We start from the raw sequence: 14445 nt of genomic DNA, 5'->3' as shown, positions 1-14445 counted from the left end.
ACTTGCGCTAAAGCGGGCCGTCGGCTCGCCGGCCCTCAAGGTGCGGGATCGATCTTCTCGGCCTGCTTCAGAACATCCAGCACCTCCTGATCCGTCAACTGCGGAAAATGGCGGTAATGCATCCCGACAGCCCGAAAATCCGAAGGCGCCTCGAGGCAGACCACATCGTCTGCCTCGAGGCGCATCATCGGCAGCACATCAAGGGCACAAACGGGCACCGCGACCACTATCTTGTCCGGTTGCCGCGCACGAAGCCCCTTGATCGCGGCCCGCATCGTCGCACCCGTCGCCAGACCATCATCGACGATGACTACCGTCCTGCCGCGGACGTCGCGGCCACCCCGGCCGCCGAGATAGACGCCACGACGACGCTGAATCTCCGCAAGCTCGCGTTTCAGGCATGCTTGGAAGTCCCGCTCGGAGATCTGCTGATGCGAGATCACCTCGTCGTTGCGGATGACTGCCGGCGGGTCCCCATCCATCACGGCTCCCATGGCCACCTCCGGGTAGAACGGGAGCCCAATCTTGCGGACCAGCGCCAGCTCTAGCGGCGCCCCGAGAGACTTCGCCACTTCGAGCGCTACGGGAAGACCGCCCCGCGGTAGCGCAAACACAGTGGCAGGTCGGCCGGCATAGGATTGCAGGGCAACTGCAAGCTGGCGCCCGGCGCCGTTACGATCAGAGAACATTGTTTTGCCCCCTCAGCTCGGCATGGAGCTGGACCCACTGCCGCTTTCTAAACGTCACAGATATTGGCGCTCGACATCCTCGCAGGAATGGCCCAGCGCTGCCAGACCTTCGGCCAGATGATCCGACAGCAATGGGTCACCGAGCAGGTAGCTGGCGGTATGGCGATTGTGGGCTTCGGCAGCCTGGGCCCGGATGTCGGCCCAGGCGGCGTTAGCGTCGTCGCGCCCGAGCCAGCAAATCGCCACGAGGTCGATCTGCTCCTCGATCGACAGGTCATCGATCAGCGAGCGCAGTTCCTCTTCGACCGGATCATCCGCAGTGTCCTCGAGAACGGTGACTTCCCCGTCGTCAGTCGGATTGGAACCGGTATCCGGATCCGTATCCTCCTCCTTTACGTCGAACTCTCTGGCCTTGATGATCAGGAAGCAGACCTTCTCGAGCGCGATTTCCAACGGCACCGGATCAGGATCGTTGCGGTATTTCATCACTCATCTCCATCCTGGAACAAGCTGTATCTGTCTAGTCGCGGAGTATTTGCCGCTTCGAACAGGGAGAGGTTATGACGGAGAGGCTACCTTGACTGCAGTCAAGGAGGGCAAGGTCCAGGACCCGTCTGCACGCACGCACTGCAAGCGCCGAGCGAAGTCACTCTCCTGCCCGAGTGCCTACAGGACTGGAGCCCCTGGCGAAGCCGAGCCAGGCCGTACAGCGGCGTACAGCCTCGCCCTGCCACGAAACGTCACGACATTGATGCAACCGGCGGCGGGATCCTGCCATCTCAAGGAAATCACGAAGTTGGATCCAACGCCATCGGGTTAAGGATGAGCCTTCCCTAGAAGCTTTTCCTCGTTGCGCTACATCCTGCCTCATGTGCATTCAGGCGAAGGCGAAAGAACAAACCCGGGCAAGCCCGCATCCCTCTGCAACTCCGGCAGTGATCACGGCTGGGCAGGCTCGATCCTGTCCGCGCTCCTCGCGGTGCGAAGCATGATCGCTGCGCTGAAGTTCCTGCACATAGCGGCGATTGCGATATGGGCAGGTGGCCTCCTCAGCCTCCCGGCCCTCTATGTACAGCGGGCACATGTGAGGGATGATCGAGCACTCTATCAGTTGCAGATGATCGTACGCTTCAGCTACGTCGCGGTCATTTCGCCAGCCGCGTTCCTTGCCGTCGGAAGCGGCATCGCGCTCATCTTCGGCCAGCAGACATTCGCGGGGTGGTTTTCGGTCAAGCTCTTCTTCGTCGCCCTGCTGGTCATGCTTCACGTACTGACGGGGCTCGTCATCATCCGTCTTTTCCGGGACGGGGAGGTTTACCCGGTCTGGAGGTTTTTGCTTGCCACGGCAGTCACAGGTGCGGTCGTCGTGATCATCCTCTTCGTGGTGCTTGCCAAGCCCGCCCTCACGGTAGAGCTGAACAGGGACATCCTGGAGCCCGGCGGGCTGCAGCGCCTCATCAGGACGCTCAGTCCTTGGACGTTACCATGAGCCCGATGCCATGATCAAAGATCAGTTTGCCACCATGCCAGCCGGCCATGCCGGTCATGACCGCCGCCAAGATGGAGACGAGGAGCCCATGCGGCAGGATTTCTGCGGCATTGGTCACGCGCAGGCCCCAGTTGAGTCCAGCCAGAGCGATCAACATCATCGCTGCAATCGCGTGCGCCCAGCTCGCGACGCGTTCGCGAATTCCGGCGACCGACAGCAGTTCCACAGTTCCGACCGCACCCGCGGCCATACCGGAAAAGAAAGCACCACCTGCCGACCAGAGGCCGGCCCGAAGCCAGAAAGGATCGCCGGACCACCAGTACAGGAGGTCGATTGCAAGGGTTATGAACACCAGCGCGATGGGAAAATGGACGCTCATCGCGTGGAGCGGGTGGCCCGCGACCGCGACGGCGGAGCTGACGTCCTTCTCCTCCAGCTTGGAAATCACCGGGTTGGCAGTGTTTGCGGTTTCGTCCATCCGGGTTCTCCTTTTGCGGCTATAATCCGACGATCCCGCCCATGGTTCCAGTACCTGTTGGGGCTTGCCGCCTTTGTCGCTCTGTCGGGATGCACCGGGGATCTCTCCGCCCTGGATCCCGCTGGGCCTTCCGCTGCATCCATCGCCCGGCTCTGGTGGGTGATGCTCATTGCCTCGATCCTCCTTTTCATTCTAGTGGTCGGGCTCTTCCTGGCGACGGTCTTCGTTCCGAAATTCGGAAGGCGCTTTTCTCCCCGCTTCTGGATTGTTGGCGGTGGACTGGTCCTGCCGCTACCCATCCTGTTTGCGCTGACTTTCTACGCCTTCTGGCAAGGTGAATACCTCCTGCGGGGCGGCACCGATCATACAGGCGACACGATCAGGATAGAAGCGAAGGCCACCCGCTGGGCATGGAACTTCCGTTATCCGGAACACTTCGAGGCAGCGGTCACGGAAGGCGTTCTCCATATTCCGGCAGGGGTGACGGTCGAACTCGCCGTCACCAGCGACGATGTGATCCACAGTCTGTGGATCCCGCGCCTGGGAGGCAAGATCGATGCGGTCCCTGGTCACACGACATATCTTCGTCTCAAGGCGGATCGTCCGGGCCGCTTTGGCGGTCAGTGTGCCGAATACTGCGGCGCGGGTCACGCTGGCATGCGCTTCCTCGTTCAGGCGCATGCGGAAACGGACTATGCGGCCGCCTTGGCGCAGGAGGAGATCCGATGAGGGAGAATACGGGATTGCAGCCTTCCCCCATCGCCCGCCACAAGGCCTTCGAAAAGGTATGGGGAACGCCGCCTGGATGGGCGCGACTGGCTGCCGTGAACCACAACATCGTGGGCAAGCGCTTCATGCTGACAGCGCTCGTATTCTTCACGATCGGCGGCCTCCTGGCCATGCTGATCCGGACGCAGCTCGCCTCGTCGGAAAGCGCCTTCATGGACGCCGAGCAGTATGCGCAGGTCTTCACCATGCACGGCACGGTGATGATGTTCCTCTTCGCCATCCCCTTTTTCGAGGGCGGCGCGATGTACCTCCTCCCCAAGCTCCTCGGAACGCGCGACCTCGCCTTTCCGCGCATGTCTGCCTACGGGTACTGGTGCTACCTGTTCGGAGGAACAATACTGATCGCGGCGCTCATCGGAGGAGTTGCCCCCGATAGCGGTTGGTTCATGTATACGCCGCTGTCCTCCAACATCTTTTCCCCCGGCATCAATTCAGACGTCTGGTTGCTCGGCATCACCTTTGTCGAAATCTCCGCGCTCTCCGCGGCAATCGAGATCATCGTTTCGATCCTCAAGTTGCGCGCGGCGGGAATGTCGCTCGACAAGATGCCGATCCTCGCCTGGTACATGCTCGTCGTCGCGACCATGATGCTTGTCGGATTCCCGCCGCTCATCCTGGGATCCGTGCTGCTCGAGGTCGAGCGCGCATTCGGGCTGCCTTTCTTCGACCCGACCCGCGGCGGAGACCCGCTCCTCTGGCAACACCTGTTCTGGCTGTTCGGGCATCCAGAGGTCTACATCATCTTCCTGCCGGCTGCGGGAGCGATCTCAACCATCCTGCCTGTGTTTGCCGGCACGCCGCTCGCCGGCTACCGAATCATTATCGCGGCACTGGTGTCCATGGCCTTCCTCTCCTTCGGGCTCTGGGTACATCACATGTACACGGTTGGGATTCCCCATGTGGCACTGTCGTTCTTCTCGGCAGCCAGCGCCATGGTGGCGGTGCCGACGGCGATCCAGATTTTCGCCTGGCTCGCGACGATCAGCCATGGCCACCCCCGCTTTTCCGTCCCGATGCTGCACATCTTCGGCTTCTTCTTCGTGTTCGTGATCGGCGGCCTGACGGGCGTGATGCTGGCGATGGTGCCCTTCGACTGGCAGGCACATGACACGCATTTCGTCGTCGCTCACCTCCACTATGTTCTGGTCGGAGGCTTCGTCTTCCCGATGCTTGCTGCCGCCTACTACTGGCTTCCGCACATCACTGGGCGGCAGCCGGTCCAGCACCTCTCCAAGGCCGCCTTCTGGATGGTCTTCATCGGGTTCAACGTGACTTTCTTCATGATGCACCTGACGGGTCTGCGCGGCATGCCTCGACGGGTCTTCGAGTATCCTGCGGAATCGGGATGGGAGACGCTGAACTTCATTTCCTCCATGGGCAGCTTCGTCATGACCATGGGTTTCGCGCTGATCGCTCTGGATTTCATCCTGCTGTTCCGGTTCGGCAGGCGCTACCACCGCAATCCATGGAAGGCCGGCACCCTCGAATGGGCGATGCCGACGCCGCCTCCATCCTACAACTTCGCGTCCCTCCCTTCGGTCGAGCACCGCGCCGACCTGCTCGATCCCGATCGTCTGGGACCGGCACTGGCCGCCGGCGAAGGGTATCTCGGCATGCCGCGCAACGGACGCATGGAACTCCTTGCCGTCGATATTGCCAGCGGGCGTCCCGACCATGTCGTCCGGTTGCCTCGTCAGACCTTTCTTCCTTTCGCGACAGCTGTTGCCACGGGCAGCTTTTTCCTGGCGCTCCTGTTCAAGGTCTACTGGATGGCACCCTTGGCTCTCGCGCTCGTCACCGCCTTGTTCCTCCTCTGGACGGGTGACACCGCCGAGAAGGAGGACCTTGAAGACTTGGATATCGGGCACGGTCTAGCGCTTCCACCGCATATGCAGGCTCCCTACCCGCCTGCCTGGTGGGCCATGCTGCTTGCCCTGGTCGCCGATGCCACGGCATTTATCTCGCTTCTGTTCGGTGCGCTGTTCCTCTGGATATCCGCCCCCAATTGGCCGCCGGCGGAAGTCTCGGCCGTTGATCCCCTTCCGGCTCTTGTCGCAGCCACGGCCCTGGTGATCTCAGCATGGACGGGTCACAGAGCCGTTCAAGTCGCACCGGACGCGGCGCGCCTGCTTCTGCTCAACATGGTCTGCCAGCTTGTTGCCGTTGCGATATTCGGCTGGCTCCTGCTGCTGGTCTGGCCGCAGGCTCAAGCTCACGGCGCCGGAGCGAGTATCTTCGTTGTTATCGCTTTTGCGACCCTGCACAACAGTATCGGGGTGGTGCTGGCCTCCTTCGGCCTTTTCCGTATCAGCAAGGGCTATGTTTCCCGGAAGAGGCTTCTGGATTTGCGCATCGGTCAACTCTGGCACGGCTACAGCGCGGCCGTGGGGCTGACTGCACTAGCCTTCCCGATCCTGCTCGTGGCGCTTGTGGGAGAGACATCCCGATGAAGGTGCCTCCCCTCCTCTCCATCATGGCGGGTTTCGCTCTGTGGAGCGTCCTCTTCCTGCTGCTCTATGGGGTTCAGGCGGCCGGTTGCCATCTCGCGGGCGGAGAGGCTGCGGCCATGGCAGGTCCCTACCCGGCCCTGCGATGGACCTTGGTGGTACTGGCGGCCCTTGGCACCAGCGCTGTCATGCTTCTTTCCTGGAAGAAGCGGACGACGCGACCAGACCCATCAAAGGTGGACGATCTGACGGACTTCACCCGGGAAGTCTCGCGCTACGTCTGGTTGGGTGCGGCCGTCGCAACGCCTTTCACGTTCATCGGCGTCATTTCCCTGACCCTCTGCGGGACGTGATCCCAGACCTTCTTTTCCGGTCGATTAAGGTTCCGGCGCTACTTTGGTAGCAGTTGCAATCTTCCGCGACGCTGACTGGTATGGCGATATGGCTACCGCCGGCGGATCGACGGAGGAGGCCTCATGCAAAAATGGACGGTACCGGCGGGGAATGATCACCGCTGGCGCTTGGCAACACCGCGAAGGTCGCAGGACGCATGGCTCACCCGACGACGACATTTGGACCACAAGAACCCTCGTTCTCAGAGCTGTTCACGCCTAAGCTCGTCACGGTCCTGCGGGAAGGCTATCGCCTGGAGCATCTTCGTGCGGACGCCATCGCCGGCTTAACGGTTGCCATCGTGGCCCTGCCGCTTTCCATGGCGATCGCCATCGCCTCCGGCGCATCACCGGCCCAAGGCCTCTACACGGCCATCATCGGCGGCTTCCTCGTATCCGCGCTCGGCGGCAGCCGCTTCCAGATCGGGGGACCCGCGGGAGCCTTCATCGTTCTGGTCGCGGCGACGGTGCAGGCGCACGGGATGGACGGGCTGATCCTTGCGACCTTCATCTCGGGCCTCATTCTGGCCGCGATCGGCTTCCTGCGCCTAGGCACCTACATCAAGTTCATTCCCTACCCCGTCACCGTAGGCTTCACCGCCGGAATCGCGGTTATCATCTTCGCCAGCCAGATCAAGGAATTGCTCGGGCTTACTCTCGCCTCCGCCGAACCGGGCGCTCTCCTGGAGAAGCTACCCGTCCTGTGGAATAACCTGCCGACAGCAAACCCCGCCACGATCGCCCTTTCTGCATCGACCGTCGTCATCATCGTTGCGCTGAAGAGGCTGCGGCCGCGCTGGCCAGGCCTCCTGATTGCGGTTGCCGCAACTGCAGCGGCGGCAGCACTGCTCGCCCTCCCGGTCAGCACCATCGGCAGCGCGTTTGGGGGAATACCCGGCTCGCTCCCCACGCCTCACCTGCCGCAGATCACCATCGAGAAGATGATGGCCGTCATGCCTTCGGCCTTTGCTTTCGCACTTCTGGGTTCGATAGAATCACTGCTGTCGGCGGTGGTGGCAGATGGCATGACGGGGCGCCGACACCGCTCGAACTGCGAACTGGTGGGGCAGGGCGTCGCGAACATGGGCTCCGCCCTTTTCGGCGGCTTCTGCGTGACGGGCACGATTGCCCGGACGGCCACCAATGTCCGTTCCGGTGCCCATGGCCCGGTTGCAGGGATGCTGCACGCGCTCTTCCTGCTGATGTTCATATTGTTTGCAGCACCACTGGCCAGTTTCATTCCGCTGGCAAGCCTCGCGGGTGTGCTGGCCGTCGTGGCTTGGAACATGTTCGAGAAGCAGGCATTCTGGACCCTCTTGAAGGCTAGCCGGGGTGACGCGGCCGTGCTGCTCGTCACCTTCCTTCTCACCATCTTCAGGGACCTGACAGAGGCGATCATCGCCGGGTTCGCACTGGGTTCCGTGCTCTTTATCCACCGCATGTCGCAGACCACCGCGGTGCATGCCCATGCTCCATTCGTCGCCGAAGACGAGGCGGATGCGACGACGGGAGGTCGAACTACCTATGACGAGGCGGCCGCGAGTGATCCTGATATCATGATCTATCGCATCTCCGGGGCCTTCTTCTTCGGCGCGGCCGCCTCGATCGGCGCCGTGCTCGACCGCATCTCCGATCGGCACCGGGCGCTGATCGTTGACCTGGAAGCGGTTCCGTTCATCGATTCGACGGCCGCAAACACGATAGAAAACCTTGCCCACAAGGCCGGCCGCCGAGGACTGACCATCTTGCTGACGGGTACGACTGAGGCGCTCAGGGCCGAACTCTTCGCCCAGGGGATACGGCCGCCCATGGTCCAATTCGAGACCACGATAGAGACAGCCCTTGCACGCTTGAACCTGCCGGGCGGCGCCGACAGGCTCCACTCCGCTCCTGCGGTGGTATCACCCCACTGATCGCTGCGCCGACCCGTCCTATTTCATGCTTGCGAGCCCGACATGTGCCTGGTCCATCGCCTTTCGCAGTTCGTCGAGTGCGGATGCACTCGGCAGGACCTCGCCTTCGAGCTCGTCGGGCATCTGCCAACCCGGCTCCACACCCTGCATGTTGGGAAGCTCATGGGCGATGCCCTTGTGGCAATCGATACAGGTCGCGCGGCCTGAAAACAGGTAGCGTTGATGGATATTAGCCGCACGCTCCGTCTGCTTCGACAGATCCATGGCCACGGAGGAATGGCAGTTGCGGCATTCCAGGCTGTCGTTTGCCTTGAGACGAGCCCATTCATGCTGGGCAAGCCGTAGCCGTTCGTCGAGGAACTTCTGGCGCGTGTTGATGGTCCCGAAGATCTTGCCCCACACCTCCTTGGAGGCCTGCATCTTACGCGCGATCTTGTCCGTCCACTCGTGCGGCACATGGCAGTCAGGGCACGATGCCCGAACGCCGGAGCGGTTGGAGAAGTGCACGGTGCGGGTCAACTCCTCGTAGACATTGGTCTCCATCTCGTGGCAGCTGACGCAAAAGGCTTCGGTATTGGTCAGCTCGAGCGCCGTATTGAAGGCACCCCAGAAGATGACGCCACCCACAAAGCCGCCGAGTGTTAGGAAGGCTAGGCTGAGCGTTGCGGCGGGCGTGCTGAGAACCTTCCAGACCCAGGCCCAGAGACGTTTTACTCTGTCCATTCTCTAGTGCTCCCCGAGATGCTTCACACCCATTTCGCTCATATCGCGAAAGGTGTTCTCGACGAGCGGATTGACCTCCGCCTGCGGCACGTGGCACGCCGTGCAGAAGTACCGGCGCGGCGACACATCCGCCAACATCTGGCCGTCCCGCGTCATGTAATGGGTGACACTGATCATCGGCGCACCCGAGCTTTCGGTGAATTCCCGTTTGTGGCACGAAAGGCAGCGGTTGGTGTTCACGGACAACTGGTAGCCCTCGATCGAATGCGGAATCACCGGCGGCTGGTCCGGATAGGCTCGCATCTTGCGGACATCATCGACTGTCCACTTCGGCAGTGGCCTGGCGGGCACATTCTCCATCTTCTCCGACGGCCCGGACAATTGCGGCACCGTCTGTGCCACAACCATCGTCGCCATGAACAGGGCGGCGAAGGCTGCCGCAATTCCAATCGGGCCGCGGCTCACGCGACGGGTACGATCTTGACTGCGCATTTCTTGAAATCCGTCTGTTTGGAGATGGGATCGGTGGCGTCGAGCGTGACCTTGTTGATCAACTGGCTTGCATCGAACCACGGCACGAAGATCAGCCCCGGCGGCATGCGATTTCGGCCGCGGGTTTCCACGCGTGAGCGCATCTCGCCACGGCGCGATATGATCCGGACTTCTGCTCCCTGGTTGATACCGCGCTTGCGCGCATCGTCGGCGTTCATGAAGCATCGGGCCCCCGGGAACGCCTTGTAGAGCTCCGGCACCCGCATGGTCATGGAGCCCGAATGCCAATGCTCCAGCACCCGCCCCGTCACCAGCCAGACGTCGTACTCCTCGTCAGGAGACTCGGCCGGCGGCTCATAGGGGACTGCGAGGATGACAGCACGGCCGTCCTTGCGCCCGTAGAACTTCACACCCTCTCCGGGCTTCACATAAGGATCATAGCCCTCGCGATAGCGCCACTTGGTTTCCTTCCCGTCCACCACGGGCCAGCGCAGGCCGCGGACTTCGTGGTAGGTATCGTAAGGGGCAAGGTCGTGCCCGTGACCGCGCCCGAACTCGGCATATTCCTCGAAGAGGCCCTTCTGGATGTAGAAGTCGAAGGCCTCCGCCTCGCGGTTGGCATAGTCCTTGTTCACCTCCGCCAGCGGAAACTGGTCGACCTTGCCGTTCTTGAACAGCACGTCGAACAGGCTCTTGCCGCGATAGTCCGGGTGGGCATCAAGGATCTCCGCCGGCCACACCTCGTCCGTGGTGAAGCGCTTGGAGAATTCCACAATCTGCCAGAGGTCGGAGCGGGCTTCCCCCGGAGCGTTCACCAGCTGGTGCCAGACATGGGTACGGCGCTCGGCGTTACCGTAAGCCCCTTCCTTCTCCACCCACATGGCGGCCGGCAGGATGAGGTCCGCAGACATCGCAGTGATCGTCGGATAGGCGTCGGAGACGACGATGAAGTTGTCCGGGTTGCGATATCCCTGGTAGGTTTCGTTAGCGGTATTGGGCGCCGCCTGGACGTTGTTGTTGACCTGAACCCAATAGAAATTGAGCTTGCCGTCCTTGAGCATCCGGTCCTGCTGGACCGCATGATAGCCCGGCTTGTCCGGCAGAAGCCCTTCAGGAAGCCGCCAGATTTCTTCCGCATGGTGCCGATGCTCGGGATTCGTGACCACCATGTCGGCGGGCAGGCGGTGGGCGAATGTACCCACCTCGCGCGCGGTGCCGCAGGCGGAGGGCTGGCCGGTGAGCGAGAAGGGTCCGTTGCCCGGCTCGGAGATCTTTCCCGTCAGCAGGTGCAGGTTATAGATCATGTGATTGGCCCAGACACCGCGGGTGTGCTGGTTGAAGCCCATGGTCCAGAGCGACATGACCTTGCGGTCCGGATCAGCGTAAAGCTCGGCCAGTTCCTCCAGGAATCCTGGATCGGCACCGGTGAGTTCCGCCGTCTTTTCCAGGGTGTAGTCGGATACGAACGACTTGAATGCCTCGTAGTCGATCGGTTCCATCTTTGTCGGATCGCCGGCGTTTGTCGCCTTCAGTTCCAGCGGATCCTCTGGGCGAAGCCCGTAGCCGATGTTGTCGACGCCCTTCATGAAGGTCGTGTGGTTCTTGACGAACTCCTCGTTCACGCGCCCGGTCGTGATGATGTGGTTGGCGATGTAATTCATGATCGCCAGGTCGGTACTCGGCGTGAAGATGATCGGTATGTCCGCCAGATCCATGCTGCGATGAGTGAAGGTGGACAGCACGGCTACCTTCACGTGTTCGTGCCCGAGCCGGCGGTCCGCAAGCCGGGTCCAGAGGATCGGATGCATCTCCGCCATGTTCGAACCCCAGAGCACGAACGCATCGGCATGCTCGAAATCGTCATAGCAGCCCATCGGTTCGTCCATGCCGAAGGTGCGCATGAAGGCGTAAGCGGCCGATGCCATACAGTGGCGTGCGTTGGGATCGAGGTTGTTGGAACGGAAGCCGGCGCGCATCAGCTTCGTCGCCGCATAGCCTTCGAAGATCGTCCATTGGCCGGAGCCGAACATGCCGACGGCCGTCGGTCCCTTCTCCCGCAGGACGCGCTTGGCCTGGTCAGCCATGACGTCGAAGGCTTCTTCCCAACTGACCGGCTCGAACTCCCCGTCCTTCGCGTAAACGCCGTCGCGCTTGCGCAGAAGCGGCTGCGTCAGGCGATCCTCGCCATACATGATCTTCGACAGGAAATAGCCCTTAATGCAGTTGAGGCCTCGATTAACCTCCGCCTGCATGTCGCCATGAGTGGCGACAACCTGGCCTTCCTTGACGCCGACCATAACGCCGCAGCCGGTGCCGCAGAAGCGACAGGGCGCTTTCGACCACTTGATCTCCAGCGACTCCACCCCGCCGGGAACCGGCTGTGCGCCCGCCGGTAGCGCAATCCCCGCTGTCGCCGCGGCAATTCCGGCCGCATGCGCCTTTAACAGGTTACGCCGCGTCAGTTCTGCGTTCATCGCCGAAAGCCTCCTCGTCTTCTGCGTGTTCAAAAACCATATTGGCCGCGAAGACCCCGGGCAGCCCCGAGATCTCGGAAAGCACGGCACCCAGCTGGCCGCTGGTCCTGCCCTCGATGACGACGACGATCTTGCCGTCCTGGACTGCGAAGATTTCGACACCTTCCATGACTGCAAGTGCTGCGGCGACGCTGTCGGCCGCATCCGGTCTTGTCACCACGACTGCGCTGGAAACGTGGTAGCGCTGGGGCGTCTCAGGCATCTGCGAACTCCCTTGCAGTCTTGGCGGCGACCGCAGCGACCGGGCACACGCCGATGCAGGCACCGCAGCCGCTGCAGGCATCTTCGTTGATCTCGGGCAGGAAGGGTCCCCCGAGGCGTGGCCGAAAGCGTATAGCGTCGGTTGGGCAGTGATCGCGGCAGGCCTGGCAGTCAACGCCGTTCATGGCGAGGCAGCCGCCCTCGATCTCAACGACATGCGATAGAAGGACAGGTCCGGCAAAGAGATTTTCGGACTGAGGACAATGGCTTCGGCACTCACCGCAGAACGTGCACTCGCCCCGGGTGAAGTCGAGGGCAGGGAGGCCGTGATCCATCACGATGATGCCGGAAGGACATCGTTCAAGGCAAAGACTGCAGGAAGAGCAGACTTCAGGTCGGCCACCAAGGAAACCGGGAGGAACCACCTTGCCCTTGGTGGGGCCGCGCCCGCGCAGAAAGTCACGTCTTGAAAGAGGCGCGCCCATGGCCGCCTCAATGGCCCGGAGGCCCAGGTGGCCCCGCAATGATCTGATACATCCAAACCAGGAAACCGTAACCACCGACCACGCCAACGGCAACGACCGGCCAGATCCCGAATGCGAGAACGAGAAAGGTCGCGATCTCAGATCGGCGTCGTGACTTTGGCTCCTTCGCCGACGGATCGTTGACCGGGTAGTCAGCCATCCGGATCTCCTCATTCCCATTCGGCTCATATCAAGAATGGACCGTGAGACGCTAAAGTCAACACCCTCAGTTTTCGCTGGGGCCGCGCCGAGGCCGGATTCGTGACTATCAGCGGGTATGTCCGGCCCGCTGAATTTGTTTGCGGAAGCGCAAGCTGGTGAAACATGTGCCGGACTAGAATTCTTTGTTTGATGGGGAAGAAGATTGCGAGAAGCATGACGAGAAACGCGAAACTGCGAGCGGCAGATGTTGCCGCGCTGGAGCGCAATCACCATACGCTTCTTTCGCTCTGCCTTCTGCTCGAGGAGATCGCTACCTCTGGTCCGTCAGAGATTGCCCCGGAGAACTGGCGAACTGCTGCCGATGCCATGCAGCCGCTTCTGGAGGACACGCATGAGTTGGAAGAGCGCAGCCTGTTTGCGAGCTTCGACAGGACGGTCGCATCGCCGCTTTCCCCGGGCGCTGTCCAACGGTTGAGGGCCGAACATCGCGGCGACGCTCATGCCTGCAAGCGCGTCTTGCAGGCCTTGACCCGGCTGGAGGCCGGGAACGAACCTCTAGTCGAGCAGGCTGACCGACAGCTCGTGACCGGCTTTGCCGAGGCTCTTCGTCGCCACATCCTGTGCGAACAGTTCATGCTCGAGACGCTGATCGCTGCCAAGGACGACCGGAGCCTGATCACCACGTGACCTGGGCTCTTCTTCGGAAAGCCTGGCGCCAATCCTGTTGCTCATCGAGGATGGGATGTCACTTCGGTGCGTCGCTAACGCCGCCCTTTCTGTACAGACTGACGTCGATCAATCCGTACCCCACGCGCAGGCGGCGCTGAATCAGGTGCACTTCGAATCCGGCCTTCTGGCAGCCTTTCAGCGAGGCAACATTGTCCGTTCCGACGAAGGTGAGGACATAGCGCGCACCGAACGCGGCCGCGCGCTCCGCGATCAGCGCCATAGCAGCGGACATGATACCCAACCCCCGATGACTAGGGGGTGTATAGGCATTCTCGAGTAGCGCAGTGTCCTCATCAAGCCGCGGGAAGCCTCCCAGCCGTCGGATCAGATCGTTCTGCGACGCGCCGAGAAGCCACTGCACATAGCACGGCCGACCGTCGCGACCGTCAATCGCCACATAGCCACCGCTTCCCACTGTGTCGGCGAAACTCCGTCGCCATGCGATCTCCTGCTGTTCATCGAAGGATCTTGAAAGATCATCCTGCGGCATCAGCAGATCGAGGTCATCCGCGCACAAGGGCCGGACCGTTATGGGGATCTTGGCGGGTCGCGGAGCAAACTGCAATTCGAGATCGCGCCGCAGGGCGTAGCGGGACTGCGAGGAAATAAGCCCCATGGCGAGCCTGCTCGCAAGCCTTCGCCGATGCTTTCTCAGCCATTCCTGCGTCTTCGGCAAGTGCGGGCTGCTTGGCTGGTTGTGCCAACTTGCATTTTGCTTCTGCCCCATTTCGAGACCCGGTTGCTCGCTCTGTAACACTTTATCGCCCATGCTGCGCTCCATCAGTTCGTTGATGGGTGTAGCTGCATGATCCGTGCCATCTTGCAGTATTCTTCCGGAGATCAGGTTCTGAAGGGTAACGGATGGTGGCAGCTTTTCGCGCCA

16 protein-coding genes are annotated in these 14445 nt (G+C 61.7%); 6 read left to right on the top strand and 10 right to left on the bottom strand.

Translation table 11 applies throughout. From position 1 onward, the window contains the following. Positions 1-35 precede the first annotated feature (35 nt). Both ACEPP2_RS07970 and ACEPP2_RS07965 read right to left on the bottom strand, forming a co-directional pair. Positions 36-689: a phosphoribosyltransferase gene (locus ACEPP2_RS07970; protein ID WP_395516258.1), complete on the bottom strand. Its 654-nt coding sequence runs from the start codon at positions 687-689 to the stop codon at positions 36-38. Positions 690-743: 54 nt separating this feature from the next. Beyond that, positions 744-1175, bottom strand: coding sequence for a DUF3775 domain-containing protein (locus ACEPP2_RS07965; RefSeq protein ID WP_395516257.1), 432 nt, complete (start codon positions 1173-1175; stop codon positions 744-746). 364 nt (positions 1176-1539) lie between these two features. Here ACEPP2_RS07965 and ACEPP2_RS07960 point away from each other — a divergent pair, with 364 nt between their 5' ends. Then, positions 1540-2178, top strand: coding sequence for a CopD family protein (locus tag ACEPP2_RS07960; protein WP_395516256.1), 639 nt, complete (start codon positions 1540-1542; stop codon positions 2176-2178). On the opposite strand, the gene ACEPP2_RS07955 is transcribed toward ACEPP2_RS07960, so the two are convergent. Continuing rightward, on the bottom strand, positions 2156-2656 hold the full coding sequence (locus ACEPP2_RS07955; protein WP_395516255.1) for a DUF2231 domain-containing protein: 501 nt from the start codon (positions 2654-2656) through the stop codon (positions 2156-2158). The two genes, ACEPP2_RS07960 and ACEPP2_RS07955, sit on opposite strands and share 23 nt — an antisense overlap. Before the next feature lie 57 nt (positions 2657-2713). Between ACEPP2_RS07955 and coxB the strand changes: the two genes are divergently transcribed. From coxB to ACEPP2_RS07935, 4 genes are all read left to right on the top strand, one after another. Further along, entirely contained in the window at positions 2714-3385 is a 672-nt protein-coding gene (coxB, locus tag ACEPP2_RS07950; protein ID WP_395516254.1) for a cytochrome c oxidase subunit II, read from the top strand. Continuing rightward, a complete protein-coding gene (gene ctaD, locus ACEPP2_RS07945) occupies positions 3382-5895 on the top strand; it encodes a cytochrome c oxidase subunit I (RefSeq protein WP_395516253.1) in 2514 nt (837 codons plus the stop codon). The genes coxB and ctaD overlap by 4 nt, the downstream gene beginning before the upstream one ends. Beyond that, positions 5892-6245, top strand: coding sequence for a hypothetical protein (locus ACEPP2_RS07940; protein ID WP_395516252.1), 354 nt, complete (start codon positions 5892-5894; stop codon positions 6243-6245). The genes ctaD and ACEPP2_RS07940 overlap by 4 nt, the downstream gene beginning before the upstream one ends. A 197-nt stretch (positions 6246-6442) precedes the next feature. Beyond that, positions 6443-8197 (top strand): SulP family inorganic anion transporter, encoded by a 1755-nt coding sequence (locus ACEPP2_RS07935; RefSeq protein WP_395516251.1) that lies wholly within the window; start codon positions 6443-6445, stop codon positions 8195-8197. A gap of 18 nt (positions 8198-8215) precedes the next feature. On the opposite strand, the gene ACEPP2_RS07930 is transcribed toward ACEPP2_RS07935, so the two are convergent. From ACEPP2_RS07930 to napE, 6 genes are read right to left on the bottom strand one after another with little or no spacing between them, the layout of a single operon-like run. Further along, positions 8216-8920, bottom strand: a complete 705-nt coding sequence (locus tag ACEPP2_RS07930) for a NapC/NirT family cytochrome c (protein ID WP_077548876.1) — start codon at positions 8918-8920, stop codon at positions 8216-8218. A 3-nt stretch (positions 8921-8923) separates the two neighbouring features. Then, positions 8924-9412 carry a nitrate reductase cytochrome c-type subunit gene (locus tag ACEPP2_RS07925; RefSeq protein WP_052640652.1) on the bottom strand — a complete coding sequence of 163 codons (489 nt, stop codon included), beginning with the start codon at positions 9410-9412 and terminating at the stop codon, positions 8924-8926. Next, complete coding sequence (napA, locus tag ACEPP2_RS07920) at positions 9382-11886, bottom strand: periplasmic nitrate reductase subunit alpha (protein ID WP_395516250.1); 2505 nt, start codon at positions 11884-11886, stop codon at positions 9382-9384. Before napA ends, ACEPP2_RS07925 begins: the two co-directional genes overlap by 31 nt. Then, positions 11861-12148, bottom strand: coding sequence for a chaperone NapD (locus ACEPP2_RS07915; RefSeq protein WP_077548874.1), 288 nt, complete (start codon positions 12146-12148; stop codon positions 11861-11863). The genes napA and ACEPP2_RS07915 overlap by 26 nt, the downstream gene beginning before the upstream one ends. Continuing rightward, a complete protein-coding gene (locus ACEPP2_RS07910; RefSeq protein ID WP_077548873.1) occupies positions 12141-12632 on the bottom strand; it encodes a ferredoxin-type protein NapF in 492 nt (163 codons plus the stop codon). Before ACEPP2_RS07910 ends, ACEPP2_RS07915 begins: the two co-directional genes overlap by 8 nt. A 7-nt stretch (positions 12633-12639) precedes the next feature. Continuing rightward, positions 12640-12831, bottom strand: a complete 192-nt coding sequence (gene napE / locus ACEPP2_RS07905; protein WP_077548872.1) for a periplasmic nitrate reductase, NapE protein — start codon at positions 12829-12831, stop codon at positions 12640-12642. A 215-nt stretch (positions 12832-13046) separates the two neighbouring features. Here napE and ACEPP2_RS07900 point away from each other — a divergent pair, with 215 nt between their 5' ends. Next, complete coding sequence (locus ACEPP2_RS07900) at positions 13047-13520, top strand: hemerythrin domain-containing protein (protein ID WP_175637683.1); 474 nt, start codon at positions 13047-13049, stop codon at positions 13518-13520. A 58-nt stretch (positions 13521-13578) separates the two neighbouring features. Here the strand turns inward: ACEPP2_RS07900 and ACEPP2_RS07895 are convergent, their stop codons facing one another. Beyond that, positions 13579-14343: a GNAT family N-acetyltransferase gene (locus ACEPP2_RS07895; RefSeq protein ID WP_077548870.1), complete on the bottom strand. Its 765-nt coding sequence runs from the start codon at positions 14341-14343 to the stop codon at positions 13579-13581. Between the last annotated feature and the right edge of the window lie 102 nt (positions 14344-14445).

This window comes from Pseudorhizobium flavum (genome assembly GCF_044142885.1).
GTDB classification, from domain to species: domain Bacteria; phylum Pseudomonadota; class Alphaproteobacteria; order Rhizobiales; family Rhizobiaceae; genus Neorhizobium; species Neorhizobium flavum.
The sequence above is the reverse complement of the archived record's forward strand: the minus strand, read 5'-3'. Positions and strand labels throughout refer to the sequence as shown.

Bases quoted from the DNA above. Each gene is read 5' to 3' on its own strand.
- ACEPP2_RS07970 (WP_395516258.1), bottom strand. From the start codon at position 689: ATGTTCTCTGATCGTAACGGCGCCGGGCGCCAGCTTGCAGTTGCCCTG.
- ACEPP2_RS07965 (WP_395516257.1), bottom strand. From the start codon at position 1,175: ATGAAATACCGCAACGATCCTGATCCGGTGCCGTTGGAAATCGCGCTC.
- ACEPP2_RS07955 (WP_395516255.1), bottom strand. From the start codon at position 2,656: ATGGACGAAACCGCAAACACTGCCAACCCGGTGATTTCCAAGCTGGAG.
- ctaD (WP_395516253.1), top strand. From the start codon at position 3,382: ATGAGGGAGAATACGGGATTGCAGCCTTCCCCCATCGCCCGCCACAAG.
- ACEPP2_RS07940 (WP_395516252.1), top strand. From the start codon at position 5,892: ATGAAGGTGCCTCCCCTCCTCTCCATCATGGCGGGTTTCGCTCTGTGG.
- ACEPP2_RS07935 (WP_395516251.1), top strand. From the start codon at position 6,443: ATGGCTCACCCGACGACGACATTTGGACCACAAGAACCCTCGTTCTCA.
- ACEPP2_RS07930 (WP_077548876.1), bottom strand. From the start codon at position 8,920: ATGGACAGAGTAAAACGTCTCTGGGCCTGGGTCTGGAAGGTTCTCAGC.
- ACEPP2_RS07925 (WP_052640652.1), bottom strand. From the start codon at position 9,412: ATGCGCAGTCAAGATCGTACCCGTCGCGTGAGCCGCGGCCCGATTGGA.
- napA (WP_395516250.1), bottom strand. From the start codon at position 11,886: ATGAACGCAGAACTGACGCGGCGTAACCTGTTAAAGGCGCATGCGGCC.
- ACEPP2_RS07915 (WP_077548874.1), bottom strand. From the start codon at position 12,148: ATGCCTGAGACGCCCCAGCGCTACCACGTTTCCAGCGCAGTCGTGGTG.
- ACEPP2_RS07910 (WP_077548873.1), bottom strand. From the start codon at position 12,632: ATGGGCGCGCCTCTTTCAAGACGTGACTTTCTGCGCGGGCGCGGCCCC.
- napE (WP_077548872.1), bottom strand. From the start codon at position 12,831: ATGGCTGACTACCCGGTCAACGATCCGTCGGCGAAGGAGCCAAAGTCA.
- ACEPP2_RS07900 (WP_175637683.1), top strand. From the start codon at position 13,047: ATGACGAGAAACGCGAAACTGCGAGCGGCAGATGTTGCCGCGCTGGAG.
- ACEPP2_RS07895 (WP_077548870.1), bottom strand. From the start codon at position 14,343: ATGGAGCGCAGCATGGGCGATAAAGTGTTACAGAGCGAGCAACCGGGT.